The sequence below is a fragment of the Bradyrhizobium sp. 482_C4_N1_8 genome (assembly GCF_052075965.1).
GTDB lineage: Bacteria > Pseudomonadota > Alphaproteobacteria > Rhizobiales > Xanthobacteraceae > Bradyrhizobium > Bradyrhizobium barranii.
On the sequence record NZ_CP197231.1, the window covers coordinates 7738413 to 7753084 of the forward strand.

The window sequence follows — 14672 nt, forward strand, 5'->3', positions numbered from 1 at the left end:
AGCTGTTATTGACTAAGCTGATCCTGGAGCGCCGGCCAGCGCTTGCGTACCTCATAGAGGAAGCGCTCCGGGTCGGCGGCGAAGGCATCGCGATTGGCCTCCCGGCTGAACAGATAGAGCCGCTGCGCCGAAATCACGTAGAAGCGGGGATTGGCGGCGACGGCGACGCCGCGGGCGATGTCGGCCGGATCGTAGCCGCCGAACTGCGGTCCATAGATCTCGGGATGGGCCAGGAAGGACGCCCGGTTGCCCTCGTTGCGGAAACGCCAGACCGCGCCCCAGAGGTTCGCCTCGAACTCGGCCGTCCCCTGCACGGCCGCGCCATCGACGAAATAGGATACGGGGTCGAACCCCTCGATCGCCACGCCGCTGAAGCGGTTGACGACGATCCGCTCGGTGGTGGCGGCCTCGGCCGGCAAACCTGCGCAGGCGATCCAAATGCCCGCCAGCAGGCGGACGAGGAGGCGGATCAAGGCATTTCCGGGGCGCAAAGGGCTATCTTCCTGCCGTTGTGCCGTCATAGTTGCTGCGGATAACATCCGAGTCGAGGGGACATCCGGCGCAACCTAGAGCCGTGCCTGTTGGCGTCAGGTTAAGGAAGCGGCGGCATTCGATACCAGGGGTTCTTTTATGACTTTCGCATCACGCCTTGCTGCGGTCGCGCTTGCCGCGCTGGTCGGCTGGATCGTCCCGGCCTCCGCCCAGCAGCCGCCGCCGCCCAATTTGCCGCCGCCGCAGCGGAGCCCGTCACCCAGCACCTATGGGCCGGACGAACTCGTGACCGCCGGCCACCGCTTCTTCGGCAACGTCTCGCGCGGGCTCGCCTCGATCATCGAGAAGGCCGTCAGCCAGTGGGGCCTGCCCAACGGCTATATCCTGGGTGAGGAAGGGTCCGGCGCCTTCGTTGCCGGCCTGCGCTACGGCGAAGGCACGCTCTACACCAAGAACGCCGGCGACCTGCGCGTCTATTGGCAGGGCCCCTCGCTCGGCTTCGACTGGGGCGGCGACGGTGCGCGCACCATGACGCTGGTCTACAACCTGCCCGCCACCAACGCGATCTACCAGCGCTTCGCCGGCATCGACGGCTCGGCCTATATCATCGGCGGCTTCGGCATGACGGCGCTCACCGCCAACAACATCGTGCTGGTGCCGATCCGCTCGGGCCTCGGGCTACGGCTGGGCGCCAATATCGGCTATTTGAAATTCACCCCGCGCGCGACCTGGAACCCGTTCTAAAGCGCGATCGCGCTTTAGATTGTTGTTCGAGCATGATCTTTCCGGAAAGCCGCTGCGCACTTTGCGCTGACGCGGCCCTTCGGGCCCGGATCATGCTCTAGGGCTCCCTCCTCGGGTCCGATTCCGGATTCACGTTAACAACAGGGCGGGGCTGGCTTTTTGCCGGCCCGCCATGCATTGTCTTTGGTAAATTTTTCCTTGCTTTCGGAGTTCTGGCCCCATGGTCGAACCGATCATGTACCTGGCGATCGGCTTCCTGCTCTCGATGCTGTGCGGGCTTGCCATCGTGCCGCTGGTGCATAACCGCGCGGTCCGCCTGACCACGCGCCGGCTCGAGGCCGCCACGCCGCTCTCGATGGCCGAGATCCAGGCCGACAAGGACCAGCTCCGGGCCGAATTCGCCATGTCGGCGCGGCGGCTCGAGATGAGCGTCGACCAGCTCAAGAACAAGACCACGAGCCAGCTTGCCGAGCTCGGCAAGAAGAGCGACGCCATCAACCGCATGAAGATCGAGCTCGGCGAGAAGAACGCCACGATCTTCGCGCTGGAGGCGCGCGAGAAGGCGGTGAAGGAGCAGCTCCGCGCCACCGAAGAGGAATTCAGCGCCAAGACCGAGGCCCTGCGCGCCGCCGAGAACGCGCTGACCGACAAGCAGGGCGAGCTCGCAAAAATTAATTCCGAGCTGTCCGACCGCTCGATGATGGCGGAGAGCCGGCAGGTCGAGCTGGTCGCGGTGCGCGCGCAGATCGAGAACTTGAAAAATCGCGTCGGCGACGCCGAGAAGGAATTTGCCGCCACGCAGGCGCGGCTGACGCAGGAGCGGACCGAATCCGAGACCGCCTCCCGCGAGCTCGGCGATGCGCGCGGCCGTGTCGAGAATCTGAGCCAGCGCGTCACCGAGCTCGATCGCCAGCTGATCGTGCAGGTGAAAGAGGCCGAGATGCTGTCGGGCCGCGTCGCCGATCTCGAAGGCCGCCTCGCCACGCAGGGCAAGCTGCTCGCCGAGCGCGACTACGAGAACAACCAGCTCCGCCAGGCCAATGAGGGCAATGATCGCACCATCAAGGAGCTGCGCGTCGAGATCGCCGGCTTAAGCGGCGGCAAATCGTCGGCGGCGTTCGAATCGCTCCGCGCGGAAAAGACCGCGCTGGAGGAGCAGCTGCGCACCGCGCGCGACGAGCGCGCAAAACTCCAGCGCGACATCAATGCGATCCAGCAGCAGGCGGAGAGTTCCTGGGCGACCGAGCGCATGGAGAATGCATTGCTACGCGAACGCATCAACGACATCGCCGCCGAGGTCGCGAAGCTCGCGATGCAGCTCGAAGGCCCGAACTCGCCGATCGAGGCCCTGCTGGCGGCCGAGGCCGGCCAGCCCCCGAAACCGGCGCCCCGCCCGGCCAATGACGCCGCCGGCAATGGCGCGGCCGCAATCACCCTGCCCGAGGGCGGCGGAACGCTCGCCGAGCGCATCCGCGCGCTGCAGGCCCACGCCTCCCGCGCCCGCCAGCAGGGCGCATAAGCGGCCCAAACCACGGTTTCGCGCGCGAATCGCGTGATTGACGCAAGGTTTTCCGGCCTCGAGGCGCCTGGAAACTTGACACCTTTGGCCCGCACTTCTAAATCGCGGGCTCCGATGTGCCGGCCGGCCGAAAGTCCGGCCGTCGGCATGATGGTCCCGGGCGCATAGCTCAGCGGGAGAGCGTTCCCTTCACACGGGAGAGGTCCAAGGTTCGATCCCTTGTGCGCCCACCATCCATCTTCCTGAACCCTCCAGATTGCGGACCATCGTCGACGCCTCGCGGCGCTCGTGGACCGGCTCAATCAAAAATGTCGAAAACAACCCCATGCACAGTAGCCGCCGTCAGTCGGATCAATGGGTTACGCCTTTTCCGAAATTCGATTGACGCGTCGGGCAAAACACCGGCATGATGGCATCATCCAAGGAGAGGCCCGCCCCCCCTGCGACTAGCCCGCCTTGACACGCGAGAGGCCCATGGTTCGACCCATGTGCGCCCAGCATTGATCCTAGATTCCAAGAGTCGCTGAAAGCTCCCTTGCGAGGCGTGCGAACGTCCGCTTTGCCAAAAGCGGTCATTCACCCGAGGTCGGCTTTTGACCCACCGCGGACCTCGGGAGGATTCATGTCCATCCCTGAAGACTGAGGCGACCGGAGGTCGTGTGGGTTCGGCGTTTTCAGACGAACGCCCTCGGCCTCAAAGAGCCGAAGTCGCTCCAATCTTCAGATTAGCCCTTGGTTACTACCGGAGCCGGAGCTTTGCGATGGCCCCCTTGATCTGAATCAAGTCTGGCGAAGCTCGCGCGAGCAAGATGCACTGGGATTAGTTGCGTAACGGAGAAAGCCTATGAAACGGACGGGAACGTTTGCCGTCGCAGCTGCCGCCTTGATGGGCGGGGTGTTGCTTACTTTCGGCTGGTCCGAGCAAGGCGGCGTCTCGCTATCTGTCGAGAGCGCTCAGGCGCGGGTCGGTCGCCCGCTGACCCCTGTCAGCGTTGCGGGCGTTGCGCGTCGACAGACGCGACGGGCAGTCGTTGGCGGCGCTGCCGTAGGTGCAGCCGCTGCCGGCACGGCCTGCGTGCGCGTGCTAGTCAACGGCTCTTACGTCTGCCGCTGAGATCTTTGCTGGTCCGCAGCGCAGCACTGTTGCTAGGATTCCAGATAAACCCTGATGTCGCCTTTCTTCACAGCAGCTTTTAGGGTCGCATGGTCGCGCTCGGCCTGGTCGGCATAGGAAACCGCAAAGTGGCCCATGGCTTGGTCGAATTCGTCGCTGGATGAGCCGAGATACCCGCTGATCGTCGCCGATATCTCGCTGACCTTGGCATGTGCACGCGCGAGCACCCAACCGCAGGCGCCCGCATAGACCTCCAGAACTTTCGCGTCGAAAGTTTCGATCAGGGGCTTGATTTTGGCGTCGCGCAGCTGCCGCACGTAGAACTGACGGTCGCGAGAGCCCGTGAGCCAGCCGAGGAAAATATCTGAGGCGGGCTGCATCAGGCGCTGACCCATCACAACGCGCTGCCCGTGATGACGATAGACGCTCTTTCCCGCATAGGACTCCAGAACGGAATGCGCCGCTTCCTTCACCTGCAGAAACAGCGGACTGTTGGCCTCCGACATCATGAGGACGATCCAGCATCGCCGACCCACGCTTCCAACGCCGACCACCTTGATGGCGGCGTCGACCAGCCGGTAGCGGTCGAATAGCTGACGCCGGTCATCGGGCAGCGAATCCCGGTAGATACGCAGGATCCCTTCGAGCGCCGACAGGAAATCAGAAGCGCGAGCCACATCCGGGTGAAAGATGAGCGGAGGTTGCTCCATGATGCGGATTTGTCCGCCGATGCTGCCGGCAAGCTTGGGAAAATCCAGCTCCGAGCCCCGGTCCGCGGCGGCATGGTCAATCCGCCGCTGCAGGTGTTTTCGCGCACTCTTCGGCGCGATCGCCATCAAATCCTCGGCGGGGATGTTCGCGTACCATACGGCGAGTGGATCCATCCTGGAGAATCCGCGCATGTGTTCGCGATAGCCGCGCGCGGCAGCCATCGCGCAATCGCGGCCCGTGACGTCGGACAATCCGATCGATCGTGCGGCGAGCACCACCGAGGCGGCGAGACGCTTGACGTCCCATTCCCACGGGGCCGGCAACGTCTCATCGAAATCGTTGATGTCGAAAATGATATGTCGCTCGGGGGTGGCAAAGCCCCCGAAATTCGCGAGGTGGCAGTCGCCACACGCCTGCACATTCAGTCCGGTGCTCGGCGTCCGCGCCAAATCCGCGGCCATCACACCCGCGGAGCCACGAAAGAATGCGAACGGCGATTGCAGCATCCGGCCATAGCGGATCGGTATCAGCTTCTTGACCCGGCCGGCGTCCGATTTGAGCAGGATGTCGAGGGGATTCGGCCGCTCCCTGGATGGCTTCCAGCGACCCTGTTGCTCGCGCGCGAGCCTGTCGCGCAGAGCCTTGCCGGCGGCAGCGCGATCGCTTGGGAAAACGATGTGGGGTGTTGTGCCGGCAGTCGGCCTCGTCCTGGCCTCTGATCTGTGGCTGGCAATGTCCATCGTGAACCCCGGTTTTCGAACCCCGGTCTATGCCTCATTTTTCGATCGGGAAGCCTCAAGGGCCTTGACTTGGATCAAGCGATCGCTGCGCAGCGTCGTCAACGTTGCCGTCCCACCAGCCGAAAGGCTTGGCATGATGGCCGACGCGACAGAACCAACGGGCAGCGTCGAGCGGCAGACTTCGTGGCTGTCCTGGCTGCCACCGACCCGCTGGCTCGCAGATTATTCCGCGGCCTGGCTGCCTTCCGACATCATCGCCGGCGTCACGCTCGCAGCCTACGCAATCCCAGTCTCCCTTGCCTATGCCGGACTGGCCGGGCTGCCTCCGCAGGTCGGCATCTACGGCTACCTGCTGGGAGGAATCGGCTACGCGTTGTTCGGTTCTTCGCGCCAGCTTGCGATCGGGCCGACCTCCGCCATCTCGCTCATGATCGCCGGCACGGTGGGCGCGATGGCTGCCGGCGACACACTCCGTTACGTGCAGATCGCCAGCCTTGCAGCCTTCACCGTGGCCGCACTCAGCCTCTTCGCCTGGCTGTTGCGGTTGAGCGCGCTGGTCAAACTGATCAGTGACAGCATTCTTGTCGGGTTCAAGGCTGGTGCCGGCCTCACTATCGCGATGACGCAGTTGCCGAGCCTGTTCGGCGTCCCGGGCGGCGGTCACAACTTCTTCGAACGGGTCTATCTGCTCGTCGGCCAGCTCGGTCAGACCCAGCTGCTTGTCCTTCTCGTCGGGATCGTGGCCCTCGTGCTGCTCGTCGTCGGCGAGCGTCTGCTGCCGGGACGCCCCGTCGCGCTCGGCGTCGTGGTGCTGGCCATCGCGGCCGCGAGCCTGCTTGGTTTGCCGGCGCTTGGCGTTCCCGTGACAGGCAAGATCCCGTCGGGTCTGCCGAGCCTCGCCCCGCCGGCTCTGCGGATCCGGGACGTCGAGGGCATCCTGCCGCTTGCGGGGGGCTGCCTGTTGCTGGCCTACATCGAAGGCGTGTCCGCGGCGCGAACCCTTGCGGCGAAGCACGGCTATGCGGTCGACGCACGCCAGGAACTTCTCGGCATCGCCGCCGCCAATCTCGCCGCAGCCATTGGTCAGGGCTACCCGGTTGCCGGTGGACTGTCGCAGTCGGCCGTCAACGACAAGGCCGGCGCCCGTTCCGCTTTGGCGCTCATCTTCGCCTCGGCCACACTGGCCCTGTGCCTGCTTTTTCTCACGGGGTTTTTGGAGAACCTTCCGAAGGCTGTGCTGGCCGCGGTCGTCCTCACCGCCGTGTATGGACTATTGGATTTCCCGGCGATGCTCCGCATGTGGCAGGTCAGCCGCATCGACTTCCTGGCAGCCGCAATCGCGCTCCTCGCCGTGCTCTGGCTCGGAATTCTGCACGGCATCCTGCTCGCGGCGCTGGCTTCCATTCTGCTGCTGCTGGCACGTGCATCGCAGCCCCACGTCGCCTTCCTCGGGCGGATTCCGGGGACCGAACAATATTCCGATATGGAGCGCCATCCTGACAACGAGCCGGTGCCCGGCGTGATCGTGTTTCGGCCGGAGGCCTCACTCATGTACACCAATGCCGATACCGTGCTGGAAGCGGTTCTGAATCGCGTTCAATCCCCCCCGGACCCAATCCGTTTGGCGGTCTGCGATCTGTCCGCATCGCCGTATATCGATCTCGCGGGTTCGCGGATCCTGCGCGAGCTGGAGACTGAGCTTTCCGGCCGCGGTATCGCGCTGCGGATCGTCGGCGCCCGCGGGAGGGTGCGCGATCTCCTGCGCGCCGATGGCCTCGAGGACAAGGTTGGAGGCATCGATCGCACCGCAACTGTCGAGAAGGTGCTTTTGGTGACCTTGAGACAGGTAGGCTAACCTTGTCCGCAAAAGGAAGCCGATGTGAAAACGGTCGACGTCATCTACCGATATCAAGCAGATGCGCCTGCGAGACACCGACCGTCCGATAGCGACGAAGCGCGACTTCGTCTCGATGAAGGCAACCGGACCTTCGCCGCGCTGCTCGACCAAGTCAAAGACGAACATGGGCGGACAGAGAGGGTCGTGCCCGTCGATGCGCGTGATCTAGGCCTGATCTCTGGCCAAATCGGAACACCCACCCAACACCCCTTCGCCGCGGTTCTTGGCTGCTCGGACGCCAGGGTGCCGATCGAACTCATTTTCAACGAAGGTCCGAACGACCTCTTCGTCGTCAGGGTCGCAGGCAACGTGCTGGGCACGGACGTCCTGGGCAGCCTGAAGTTTGCGGTGGAGCACCTAAACGGCAGTGTAAAACTCATCGTTGTCTTGGGACATAGCGGATGCGGCGCTGTGACCAGCGCTGTGGATGTGTTTCTGGATCCCGGCGACTACCTGTCCCTCGCGACGAAGCATTCGCTGCGCAACATTCTGGATCGTTTGCTGGTCGTGATTCAGACGTGCGCAAGGAAGTTGGCTACGGCGTTCGGACCGGAGGTTGCGCACCGCCCGCGATACCGAGAGGCTCTTATTGAGGCATCGATTGTGACCAACGCCGCGCTCGCTGCTTATTCAATACAGCAAGGCGTCGGGACTAACGAGGCGGGTGAACTGCAGGCGGTGTATGGCGTCTACCTTCTTGAGACCCGGGAGGTGTGGGCACCGCATGCGGGCGACACGAAAGGCGTCGGACTGGCGGCAGCCCCGCACGACCTTGCCGGATTTGTCGATCTTGGCGGCGCCATTGTTCGGTCGGAGCGAATTGCCCGTCTTCTCGGATAGCGGAACAAACGTTACACCGATCTCTCTGATCGCACCACGAGATCGTTATGGATCCTCGAGATCGCGGCGTATCGAATCGAACATCAGAAGCCAACTGGCCATCGGCACCGAAGGGCTCCTGGAGTTGAATTTTTCCCAAGCACGGGGGACCTCGGCTAGGCGCGTGATGCGCGCGGCAGCGGCGCAGTGGTAACGGTTCTAGCTCATTACTTCGTGGAGGGAGGACCTCACGACGAACTCGGTGCCGCCTCCTTCTCCCACAGAATGGATAGGCTGATCAACAGGACCCAGAGCGGGAATACCAGCAGGCTCCAGTCGAGATAGTAGCTCCCGATGAGGAGTATGATCGCTACGACGTATCCCCCAAGTGCGAGCCAGCGAGGCGTCAAATGTGTGTAGAGGGCGATGGTGGACGTCGTAAACATGAAGACGGTAGCTGTCTTGATCAGGTAGATGTTGATCATCCCATAGGCTAGGCCGCGTCCGAAATGAAAAGTCGGTGAGTTTTCGAGCGCTCCGGGAGCGGCATGAAATGCAGTAATGATGGCGCCAAACGCCGCCGCGGCCGCGAAAAGCATCGCCAGCAGCAACAAGCCGCTACCCAGGAAGACCGTTGCAAAAAACTGGTCTTCGCGCGCACCAAGCCTGTCGCGAAGCACGCCAATAAACCAAAGAAAGGCGACGCCGGCAAAAGGCACGAGGTTCATCGCGAGCGTCACGTAGGTCAAACTGCCTTCGAGCCAAGCCCCCGGTTCGAAGGGATCACCGGGGATCGAAAGCCGCATGAGCCAGAAGACTGCGAACAAAAGAACCGAAAACAAGATGCCCGCAACAGCCGCGGCTCGTGGGGTTCGTAGATGCGCGTGGGTGAGCCTCGCTTGATCAGAATTCATGGCGGAACTCCCTTCATCTTGGTCCACTTGGTCGGAAGCTCTTACCCACCATGGCGAACCGGATAACTACAGACATCAGCTAGGCCAGTAGGGGCGACGACTCCGCCGAGCAGGCCGTTCAGTGAAGTGGCGGCAAGGCAAAAAGCTTGATCTATATCAACTGCACTTCGGCGGGGCGTGCGAGTTATTGCTGCAATTGGCAATAGTGCAATCGCGATGCGTGATTGCATCTGGCAGCAGCGGGAGAGCGCCGCCCGCCAGGAAGCACAAATTTGACCTGCGCAAGCGCACGTACGAGGCGCGGGGCTTGAGGGGCTTGATGCATCCATAATTCCAAGTTCTCAAGCCGTTAGTGACGTGGTCGACATAGAGAGTGCTCAAGGCACGTAATGCTCCACCTGAATGAGGGCGAGCATGGAAGATCCATTCCTGAACTACTTCGCACTTGGCTTGCTGTTTTTCGTGGTGATCGTTCTGGTGTACGGCATGATCGCGATCCACGACATTCCAGCCAAGATCGCGCACGCGCGTCACCATCCACACGCGGACGCGATCCACGCCGCCGGCTGGATCAGCCTGTTCTTGCTGCATGTGCTGTGGCCGTTCCTCTGGATCTGGGCGATGATGTATAAGCCGGATCGAGGCTGGGGTTTCGCTCACCAGCCGGGCGAGCCGGCCTCGCCGAAGGAGGCGGTGGCTGAGTTGGAGGAACTCAGGCGTCGCATGGCAGAGGTCGAGGCCAAGCTCGAGATCGGAGATCGAGCAGCTCAATTGAGCAAAGGCGGGCGCCGGGTTGCGGTCGAGTCGCCTGGATCATCGGGTTCAGCCGCCGAGGTGAGCGCTCCTGCGACGGAAGGGGCAGATGCGAAGGGCCGAGGTGCTCGGCGATAGCTGATGCACGCTCACAGCTCGGAGTGGGAGGTCGCAGATGGAACTCTTGCTCGTATTGACCTACGCCGCACTCTGCTATGCCATCTTCAAGATTTTCAGAATCCCGGTCAATCAATGGACGCTGGTGACAGCAGTACTCGGCGGCGCCTTTGGCCTTGCGCTGCTGTTCATAACCATGGCCTACAACCACCCGTTCTCGACCAACACGCGCATCTATTTCGCGGTCACCCCTGTACTGCCCGGGGTGAAGGGGCGCGTGATCGAGGTACCGGTTGAGGACCGTACCAACCAGCACCTCGAAGCCGGAGAAGTTCTCTTCAAGATCGATCCCAAGCCTTACGAATACATCGTCGCGCAAAAGCGAGCGGGGCTGGCGGACGCGGAGGCCAATGTCGCCCAGCTCAAGGCGTCCGTCGATCAGGCATCGGCGGTGACGGGAAAAGCGAACGCCCAACTGCAGCTCGCGCAGGAAAACTACGATAGTCAGTTGACGCTGTTCCAGAAAAACGTGGTGGCGAAGGCAACACTCGACACCGCAACGCGCAACTTCGATGCGGCAAAACAGACAGTCGCCGAGGCCGCTGCTGCAGAAGATCGAACCCGACAAGCGTTTGGCGCGACTGTTGATGGTGAACACTCGGTCATCGTACGTTTACGCAATGAGCTTGCCGATGCTCAATACGATCTGGACCAGACCATTGTTCGAGCCCCGACAGGCGGCTTTGTCACCGAGCTGGTATTGCGGCCGGGCGTGTATGTGGTCCCGGCGCCGTTCCGTCCAGCCATGATTTTCGTCAACGACAGCCATAGGGACCGGGCTTTGGTAGCGGCGTTTCAGCAAAACACCCTGCAGCGTGTTCGTCCTGGCAATGAAGGCGAAGTTCTGTTCAAGGGCATACCGGGTCGCGTATTCAAGGCCAAGGTCCGCCTCGTGATTGATGCGATCGCTAGCGGCCAGCTTCAAACCACGGGCACGCTAGTGAATGTCGAGGGGCCGCCGACTGGAGACCGGGCTCTGGCCGTCCTTGACCTCGTCGATGACGTGTCCGGTTACCAGGTGCCGCTTGGTTCGGAAGGCGAAGCCGCCATTTACACCGAGCATTTTCATGAGCTTTCGTTGTTACGGAAAATTCTTCTGCGCATGCGCAGCTGGCAGAACTATGTATTCCTCGAAGGACATGGCGGGGGTGGCGGAGGATCGGGCGGCCACCATTAATGACAAGCGCCATCCCTTAGCTCCAGTTTTGGCAAACGAGGGATGGGAACGCGGTCGTGTTGCGTTAGTATCAGGGTGACGAGCAGCGAGAGTATCGCTTTCGGCAATAGATCGCGGCCACGCGACTCATCTCTAACGCCACCGCGCAGGCGGCGTTCAGGTTTTCAACATCCGCGCCGGGCGCACTAACCAGCACCTCGAAGCCGGCGAAGTTCTTTTCAGGATCGATCCCAAGCCTTACGAATATATCGTCGAGGAAAAGCGGGCGGGGCTCGCGGACGCGGAGGCCAATGTCGTCCAGCTCGGGGCGTCCGTTGATCAGGCCTCGGCGACGACCGCAAAGGCGAAGGCCCAACTGCAGCTCGCGCAGGAGCAATACGATGCTCAAGCGACGCTGTTAGCCCTGACCGAGCGTCGTCAGCACCTCACGTCATCCAATGTCGCCCTTTGGCCCATCAGCGAGTGGCGGCACGCCCTTGCCCCGCTTCGGCAGACTACGCTCGTTGATCCAGATCAACGACCTCCGGCCCCAGATGTGCGCCGATGCGCGCTTAAGGGCGACTACCCTGTTTTGGGCGACTTCAACAGGAGAGCAACAATGATCAGGTTATTTGCTGTTGCCTTCGCACTGGCCTTGGCGTCATCGGCGCAGGCCATGCCCCTGATACCCCTTCAACAGCCGGACGGGATTGTCATCCAAGTCCGCGAAGCATGCGGACCGGGTATGCGCCGCACTGCGAATGGTGCTTGCATCAGGACTCCCACCCGACGTGCCGCCAGCAGGTGCGCACGTGGAGTGACATGCTAACTTCGTGCGGCCGCTGCCGAGCAACGCGGCAACACTGCGTAAGCTCGTCCGCAGAAAAGGGAGCACGCCCACATGAAGCGCCTCGTCGCGTTGCTACTCTTTGGGCTCTTGCTTGCTCCGGCATTCGCTCAGACTCAGACCCCCCCGCAGCCTCCGCTAATTCAGCAAGTTCACCCGGGGGTCACTTACGAGGACTGCGTGGAGAGATGCAAGAAATGTGGGACCGGGAAAAACCCGGACTGTGTCAAGAATTTCTGCACAGGCTATCCGCACCGAAAACGAGGTGCGGCGCCTTTGCCTGTCGTCTGTCCATCATACGATTAGGCCGCTTCTATTCCGCTTCTGGCCCCTAGTCGACCTCGCTAATTTCCCAAACGTCCGCTTTGCCCTCGCAAGCAGAAATCAGCCGACCGACATGGGCCAGATTCGGACATCTCAGCACAATGCGCACCTTGATCAATTCGAAAAGCCGCGGCAGCAGGTCGCGACGACCACGATAACCGTCGGGGCTCGCTCTGGCCGGCAATCTCGATCATGCGAATGGCTTAGGGGCCGAGCGGCGTGAGGGCGTCGCGCAGTGGCGCGCTGGAAATTTGCATCAAACCCGCAAATGGCTGACCCAGCTCCAGGACCAGGTAGATCGCCCCGGCGGCCGACAGTGCAAAAACGAACAGCGAGCCGAAAACGGTTGCGCTGGGTTTGGCAAACAGGCCGAAGCTTCCAAAGATGATGGTGAGCCAGAAAATCAGCACCACCAGGAACGGCATAGGGATCGAGTTGTTCGTCTGTGCGAACAGCGACAGGCGGGTTTGCGCAATGTCGGTGGCGATCTGTAGGGCCCTGGCTTGCAGGGAGCGTTGGGAATCGTTCTGCGGCGAAAGCTGCTGAAGCTTCGCAAAGAATGCTTCGCTTGCGGCGCTCGCCTCGAAGGGGTTCGCCTTGGCAACCTCGGAACTTTTCTCGCGCCACATTCGATCGGCTAAAACAACGATGGCCCGCCGCAAAAGGTTGCGTTCGTCATTCGCCTCCGGTCCGTACTGCGCCAGCAGATTGTCGAGCAGGACAACATTGCTCGTCATCTGCGTGACTTGAGTGCTCTGCGTGTCGTATGAGCCCTTCGCCGAGGCGATCAGCAGGCCGAGGACAAGCGCGGCTATCGTCCCGATGAGGCCCGTGCCCAGCCTGACCACATCCTTGTCATCCGTGCTCAGGTGATGCCCAGGAAGGAACATACCGAGCAGGGCACCGCCTGAGATGCATAGAAACGTGATGCACGATAGCGCGATTGCATTCATGATTCACCACTGTGTTGCGAGGCGTGTCGTGACTTAGCGCTGTGTCGCCTTCGCCGCGGAGGCAACTGCGGGTCCCTTGGCGATCAATGTGCGTCGGTCGTGAATCAAGCTCTCCAGCCGGTGGGCTGCCACGTTCAATGTGGCATCATCCACCGCGCTCTCGTCTCCAGCAGCGGATTTGGCGAGCTCCACCTTTAGAATGCGGTCGATTTCGTCTTCGATATCCGAAAGTTCAGCCTCTGTATCGACTTTCCGAATCCGGCGCGCCAGGGCGTAGAGAGAATCGAGCGGGCCTTCGGCTGCGCGGCTGCCGAGGCCCAGGAATTTCCACGCCGCCGCAAGCATGGTGGCAGCGCCACCCAGTACCATCGGCGTCAAATAGATCCAGTTGCCGTACTCATCCATGAAGCTTTGCGTGGTGCTGTTGTAGACGGCTGCGGCGCCAGGGTGCAGCGGAAGGTAGGCATCCTGGTCGGTGCTGGGCGCGGTGATCTGCGCGAAAATCGGCTGCTCACGCAGAAGATTCCTGCGCGCGCTCATGATCGCCTCCGTGAGGTCGGTTACCAGATCAGTGCCAAGCTTCTTTTGCGCAACCAGATATAGCGAGGTCCTCAGAGTCGTCAGGTCATCTTCCGGGACCGGCGGCGATCCCCGCAGTGTGCCCTTCGGGACGTCGAAGCTTTCAAAAGCGCGCTCATTCTCTGCAATTGCCCCCGCGGACTCGATTGGGATCAGTACCGGGGTCTTTTTACGGTCAAGCTGAAAAAATCCGCGAACGAGCGAGAGGTATTTTTCGGCGAGCGGGATCACGACAAGCAGGGCGCCGACTTGCTTCGACTGAATGGCTTGCCGGACATCCGTCAAAGCAAGGTTCTTGAAGACAACTTTTGCGCCCGCCAGATCGTATCCCTTGGTCAACACATCGACAATTTTGGCGTTCACTGCTCCGCCGACCACGCCGACCGTGCGTCCCTTCAGGTTGGCAATGCTGTCGATGGACGATCCCGGCGGCGCGATGATCAGTACGACCATATGGCTGACGACGACGACGGCTTGCGCCTGCGACAAGTCGCCGACATCGCCGCGAACCACAGCGAGATCGACCTTGCCCGCGGAGAAAGCCGCAGCGGCCTCGAGCGCGGTGCCGCTGTCGATGACCTTGAGCCGGACCGGCGCGTTCGCTGAAACGAACTCGCCTGCTATCGCTGACATTGCCTTCGCTGCCTCGCCGTCGAGCGAGCCGACCGCCACAGTCAGCGTTACCGGGCGGCTGTAGTACCGATAGGCAAGGAGACCCGCGCCTGCCGCAAAGGCGACGACGCCGACGAGCAGGAAAAAGCGAAGCCACAGCGGCAATTTCATCGACATCATGCTCGCCACCTGTGTGGGTTCGCCACGTCCTTGCCGCTGTATTTCTGCACACCTGCGATGCCCGCAAGCGTCCGCGGCCAGAATAGCTGCCAGCCGCCGCTCTACGTGCTCGCTGCTACGGCAGATGAGGACGTTGATCTA

The 14672-nt window shown here is 62.0% G+C and carries 12 protein-coding genes and 1 tRNA gene; 7 read left to right on the top strand and 6 right to left on the bottom strand.

Going from position 1 to position 14672, the window contains the following annotated elements; genetic code table 11:
* Window positions 1-5 precede the first annotated feature (5 nt).
* On the bottom strand, window positions 6-491 hold the full coding sequence (locus AB7Z56_RS36645; protein WP_063986679.1) for a YHS domain-containing (seleno)protein: 486 nt from the start codon (window positions 489-491) through the stop codon (window positions 6-8).
* Window positions 492-630: 139 nt separating this feature from the next.
* On the opposite strand from AB7Z56_RS36645, the gene AB7Z56_RS36650 reads away from it, so the two are divergent.
* From AB7Z56_RS36650 to AB7Z56_RS36660, 3 genes are all read left to right on the top strand, one after another.
* Entirely contained in the window at window positions 631-1236 is a 606-nt protein-coding gene (locus tag AB7Z56_RS36650) for a DUF1134 domain-containing protein (RefSeq protein ID WP_028151234.1), read from the top strand.
* A gap of 220 nt (window positions 1237-1456) precedes the next feature.
* Complete coding sequence (locus tag AB7Z56_RS36655) at window positions 1457-2755, top strand: hypothetical protein (RefSeq protein WP_063985401.1); 1299 nt, start codon at window positions 1457-1459, stop codon at window positions 2753-2755.
* A 158-nt stretch (window positions 2756-2913) separates the two neighbouring features.
* Window positions 2914-2988, top strand: a tRNA-Val gene (locus tag AB7Z56_RS36660).
* A gap of 913 nt (window positions 2989-3901) precedes the next feature.
* On the opposite strand, the gene AB7Z56_RS36665 is transcribed toward AB7Z56_RS36660, so the two are convergent.
* Window positions 3902-5320, bottom strand: coding sequence for a DUF2252 domain-containing protein (locus AB7Z56_RS36665; protein WP_283017699.1), 1419 nt, complete (start codon window positions 5318-5320; stop codon window positions 3902-3904).
* Window positions 5321-5456: 136 nt separating this feature from the next.
* On the opposite strand from AB7Z56_RS36665, the gene AB7Z56_RS36670 reads away from it, so the two are divergent.
* Window positions 5457-7175, top strand: coding sequence for a SulP family inorganic anion transporter (locus AB7Z56_RS36670; protein ID WP_231145432.1), 1719 nt, complete (start codon window positions 5457-5459; stop codon window positions 7173-7175).
* Between the two features lie 24 nt (window positions 7176-7199).
* Window positions 7200-8057 carry a carbonic anhydrase gene (locus tag AB7Z56_RS36675; protein WP_063985402.1) on the top strand — a complete coding sequence of 286 codons (858 nt, stop codon included), beginning with the start codon at window positions 7200-7202 and terminating at the stop codon, window positions 8055-8057.
* A 227-nt stretch (window positions 8058-8284) separates the two neighbouring features.
* Here AB7Z56_RS36675 and AB7Z56_RS36680 read toward each other — a convergent pair whose 3' ends face one another.
* Window positions 8285-8950, bottom strand: a complete 666-nt coding sequence (locus AB7Z56_RS36680; RefSeq protein WP_063986681.1) for a hypothetical protein — start codon at window positions 8948-8950, stop codon at window positions 8285-8287.
* 414 nt (window positions 8951-9364) lie between these two features.
* On the opposite strand from AB7Z56_RS36680, the gene AB7Z56_RS36685 reads away from it, so the two are divergent.
* Together AB7Z56_RS36685 and AB7Z56_RS36690 are read left to right on the top strand one after the other, a co-directional pair.
* The gene (locus tag AB7Z56_RS36685; RefSeq protein WP_084795396.1) at window positions 9365-9841 is read left to right on the top strand and encodes a DUF3302 domain-containing protein; all 477 of its coding nucleotides are present in this window, start codon (window positions 9365-9367) and stop codon (window positions 9839-9841) included.
* A gap of 37 nt (window positions 9842-9878) precedes the next feature.
* Entirely contained in the window at window positions 9879-11057 is a 1179-nt protein-coding gene (locus AB7Z56_RS36690; protein WP_063985404.1) for an HlyD family secretion protein, read from the top strand.
* 70 nt (window positions 11058-11127) lie between these two features.
* Here AB7Z56_RS36690 and AB7Z56_RS36695 read toward each other — a convergent pair whose 3' ends face one another.
* The 3 genes from AB7Z56_RS36695 to AB7Z56_RS36705 form a co-directional block, all read right to left on the bottom strand.
* A complete protein-coding gene (locus AB7Z56_RS36695; RefSeq protein ID WP_187387814.1) occupies window positions 11128-11445 on the bottom strand; it encodes a hypothetical protein in 318 nt (105 codons plus the stop codon).
* A gap of 965 nt (window positions 11446-12410) precedes the next feature.
* Complete coding sequence (locus tag AB7Z56_RS36700; protein WP_063985406.1) at window positions 12411-13160, bottom strand: bestrophin-like domain; 750 nt, start codon at window positions 13158-13160, stop codon at window positions 12411-12413.
* A 33-nt stretch (window positions 13161-13193) separates the two neighbouring features.
* The gene (locus AB7Z56_RS36705; protein WP_063985407.1) at window positions 13194-14531 is read right to left on the bottom strand and encodes a TAXI family TRAP transporter solute-binding subunit; all 1338 of its coding nucleotides are present in this window, start codon (window positions 14529-14531) and stop codon (window positions 13194-13196) included.
* Window positions 14532-14672 lie beyond the last annotated feature (141 nt).

What these genes read in the sequence shown, in the direction of transcription:
- AB7Z56_RS36670 (WP_231145432.1), top strand. Translation starts at nt 5,457, where the DNA reads ATGGCCGACGCGACAGAACCAACGGGCAGCGTCGAGCGGCAGACTTCG.
- AB7Z56_RS36650 (WP_028151234.1), top strand. Translation starts at nt 631, where the DNA reads ATGACTTTCGCATCACGCCTTGCTGCGGTCGCGCTTGCCGCGCTGGTC.
- AB7Z56_RS36655 (WP_063985401.1), top strand. Translation starts at nt 1,457, where the DNA reads ATGGTCGAACCGATCATGTACCTGGCGATCGGCTTCCTGCTCTCGATG.
- AB7Z56_RS36690 (WP_063985404.1), top strand. Translation starts at nt 9,879, where the DNA reads ATGGAACTCTTGCTCGTATTGACCTACGCCGCACTCTGCTATGCCATC.
- AB7Z56_RS36665 (WP_283017699.1), bottom strand. Translation starts at nt 5,320, where the DNA reads ATGGACATTGCCAGCCACAGATCAGAGGCCAGGACGAGGCCGACTGCC.
- AB7Z56_RS36700 (WP_063985406.1), bottom strand. Translation starts at nt 13,160, where the DNA reads ATGAATGCAATCGCGCTATCGTGCATCACGTTTCTATGCATCTCAGGC.
- AB7Z56_RS36705 (WP_063985407.1), bottom strand. Translation starts at nt 14,531, where the DNA reads ATGATGTCGATGAAATTGCCGCTGTGGCTTCGCTTTTTCCTGCTCGTC.
- AB7Z56_RS36680 (WP_063986681.1), bottom strand. Translation starts at nt 8,950, where the DNA reads ATGAATTCTGATCAAGCGAGGCTCACCCACGCGCATCTACGAACCCCA.
- AB7Z56_RS36685 (WP_084795396.1), top strand. Translation starts at nt 9,365, where the DNA reads ATGGAAGATCCATTCCTGAACTACTTCGCACTTGGCTTGCTGTTTTTC.